Here is a 3,036-nt window from a genome sequence, read left to right on the forward strand (position 1 = left end):
CATCGGCGCTATGCCGGCCGGCGAGCGCCGTGCCGCCCAGACGCTGATTGCCAACTATCCTTTGACCGGGCTGAAGACGGTCGCCGAATTCTCGGCCGCGGCCGGCGTGTCCTCGCCGACGATCCTGCGCTTCGTCGCCAGGCTCGGCTTCCAGAACTACCCCGAATTCCAATCGGCGCTGCAGGATGAGTTGGCGGCGCAATTGCAGTCGCCCGCTTCGCGCACGCTCAATCCGGGCTCGGCCGGCGGCGCCGTCTCGCCGATGCTCGAGGCGACGCTCGACAACATGCGCGAGACGTTCCGCCACCTTACCGACAAACAGCTCGCCGACATCGCCGCGCGGCTTGCCGAGCGGCGCGGCAAGACCTTCCTCATCGGCGGCCGCTTCACCGATCCGCTGGCGCGCTACATGGCTGCCCATCTCGCCATCATCCAACCGGACGTCTATCACCTCGCCGGCCAGGAGAGCATTTGGCGCGACCGCCTGATCGACATGGGCAAGCGCGACGTTCTGGTGATCTTCGACATCCGCCGCTACCAGGAAAGTCTCGTCCGCTTTGCCGAGAAGGCGCATCACCGCGGCGTGCAGATCATTCTCTTCACCGACCAGTGGCTGTCGCCGATCGCACGCTTCGCCCGCCATGTGATCGCCGGACGCACCGCCGTGCCTTCGGCCTGGGATTCGTCGGCCGCTCTGTTCGTGGTCGCCGAAACGCTGATCGGCGCCGTGACCAGGCAATTGGAAGCCGCCGGCGCCAAGCGCATCCGCGACCTGGAGAGCTTGCGCTAGCTGGGCGAAAGCCAGTGGCCGCCGGCGAAACGCGGCAAAACGCAAGGATCCCAACCGCGCCTCGCGTTCACGTTACCGAGATTTAATGTGCACGTTTGCGTGATAATTGCCATAAACCGCTGATATCAGGGTGTGGCGTGGCCGGTTTTCGCCCCCAGCCCGTGTCGTCGATGTGCCTGCTTCCTTCTGGAATCCGGCAGACGAGTCCTGCCGCTGGAGTGTCGATGTCGAGCTGGAAGCAGATTGTTGCAGCGCTTGTGATTCTGGTTGCCGCCGTGGCCGCCTGGGCGCGCTTTTATCCCGGCGCGCCGCAGATACTGTCGCGTTGGGGGCTGGACCGGACCATCACCGCGACGCCCCCCGCTACGGAGAGCGCCGGCCCCGGTCAGTCCGGACGCAGCCGCGCAGGTCAGGTCGTCACCATCGTCGCTTCGCCTGCCGGCACCGCCACCATCAACGACAGGCTGCAAGCGATCGGCACCGGCCGCGCCAACGCGACCGTCACCGTCAACCCATATTCGTCCGGTCGCCTCACCGAGTTGCTGGTCCAGTCCGGCACGCATGTCGAAAAGGGCGATGTCATCGCCAAGCTCGATTCCGATGTGGAAGTGATCGCGCGCGACCGCGCGCAGGTGGCGCTCGAGGATGCGCAGTCCAAGCTCGACCGGGTGAAATCGCTCAGGGCTTCCAACGCGGCCACGCCGGTGGCCGTCGCCGACGCCCAGGTGACGCTCGCCAATGCCAGGCTGGCGTTGCGCGACGCCGAGCTCGCGCTGGAGCGCCGCTCGATCGTGGCGCCGATCGAAGGCACTGTCGGCATCCTGCCGATCGCCGCCGGCAACTACGTCACCAGCCAATCGGCGATTGCCACGCTTGACGACCGGTCCTCGATCCTCGTCGATTTCTGGGTGCCGGAACGTTTCGCCGCCGCGGTCAAGGTCGGCGCCCAACTGTCGGCGACGCCCTTGGCCAACCCCAACCAGGTCTATACCGGCACCGTCTCGGCCATCGACAACCACATCGACGAGAACAGCCGCACGCTGCTCGTCAAGGCAACGATCGCCAACCCCGCCGATTCACTGCGCGCCGGCATGTCCTTCCAGATCGGCATGCGGTTCCCCGGCGATACCTATCCGGCCGTCAGCCCCCTTGCCATCCAGTGGGGAACCGACGGCGCCTATGTCTGGGCCGTCGCCAACGGCAAGGCCAAGCGCGTTCCGGTGCGCATCATCCAGCGCAACACCGAGACGGTGCTGATCGATGCGCCGGTCGCGAGCGGCGACATGGTGGTGACCGAAGGCACGCAGAGCGTCAGCGAAGGCGGCGATGTCCGCATCGCCGGCCAGGGTAGCGCCACCGAGGCCGAAGGCTCATGATGAGCATCGGCGACGCCGCTCGAGGATCGGGCCTCACCGCGCTTTTCATCCGCAGGCCGGTCATGGCCTTCGTGCTCAACACGCTGATCGCGGTTGCCGGGCTTGCCGCCTTCTGGGGCGTCGAGATCCGCGAATTGCCGGATGTCGACCGCCCCGTCATCACCGTCAACACCACCTTCGAGGGCGCGGCCGCAGAGACCGTCGACCGCGAGCTGACCGACGCGATCGAAGGCGCCGTCGCGCGCGTCTCAGGCGTCAAGTCGATCTCGTCGACATCCTCCTTCGGCCAGAGCCGCGTCACCATCGAGTTCAACGACGGTGTCGACCTCAACGTCGCGGCCTCCGACGTGCGCGATACCGTCAGCCGCATCACCAACCAGCTGCCCGAAACCGCCGACGCGCCGCGCATCGTCAAGGCCGACGCGAATTCGGATCCGGTGATGCGGCTCGCGGTCACCTCCGACACGATGTCGGTGCAGGACATGACGGTGCTGGTTCAGGACCGCATCGAGGACGAGCTCGCCGCGGTGCCCGGCGTCGCCGACGTCCAAGTGTCCGGCGACCGCGACAAGATCTTCCGCATCGACGTCGACCAGAACAAGCTGGCGAGCCAGGGCTTCACCGTTGCCGACCTCAGAACGGCGCTTGCCTCGGTCGCCTTCGATTCCCCGGCCGGTTCGATCACCACGACGAACCAGGACCTCATCGTGCGGACCACCGCCGACGTGACCACGCCGGAAGAGTTCGAGAACATCGTCATCGGCGGCGCGACCCGCATCCGCGACGTCGCCACGGTGACGCTCGGACCCGATATCGGCCAGACCTCGCTGCGCTCCGACGGCAAGACCGGTATCGGCCTTGGCATCATAC

General features: G+C 66.6%; 3 protein-coding genes. All 3 read left to right on the forward strand.

What is annotated here, in order from left to right:
- The first annotated feature begins 1 nt into the window (after position 1).
- Positions 2 to 790: a MurR/RpiR family transcriptional regulator gene (locus EOD07_RS28705; RefSeq protein ID WP_127237759.1), complete on the forward strand. Its 789-nt coding sequence runs from the start codon at positions 2 to 4 to the stop codon at positions 788 to 790.
- Between the two features lie 224 nt (positions 791 to 1,014).
- Complete coding sequence (locus tag EOD07_RS28710; protein ID WP_127237760.1) at positions 1,015 to 2,166, forward strand: efflux RND transporter periplasmic adaptor subunit; 1,152 nt, start codon at positions 1,015 to 1,017, stop codon at positions 2,164 to 2,166.
- The coding region (locus tag EOD07_RS28715) for an efflux RND transporter permease subunit (RefSeq protein WP_206519586.1) at positions 2,166 to 3,036 on the forward strand (871 nt) is incomplete at its 3' end. The genes EOD07_RS28710 and EOD07_RS28715, both read left to right, overlap by 1 nt.

The sequence above is a fragment of the Mesorhizobium sp. M2C.T.Ca.TU.002.02.1.1 genome, assembly GCF_003997225.1.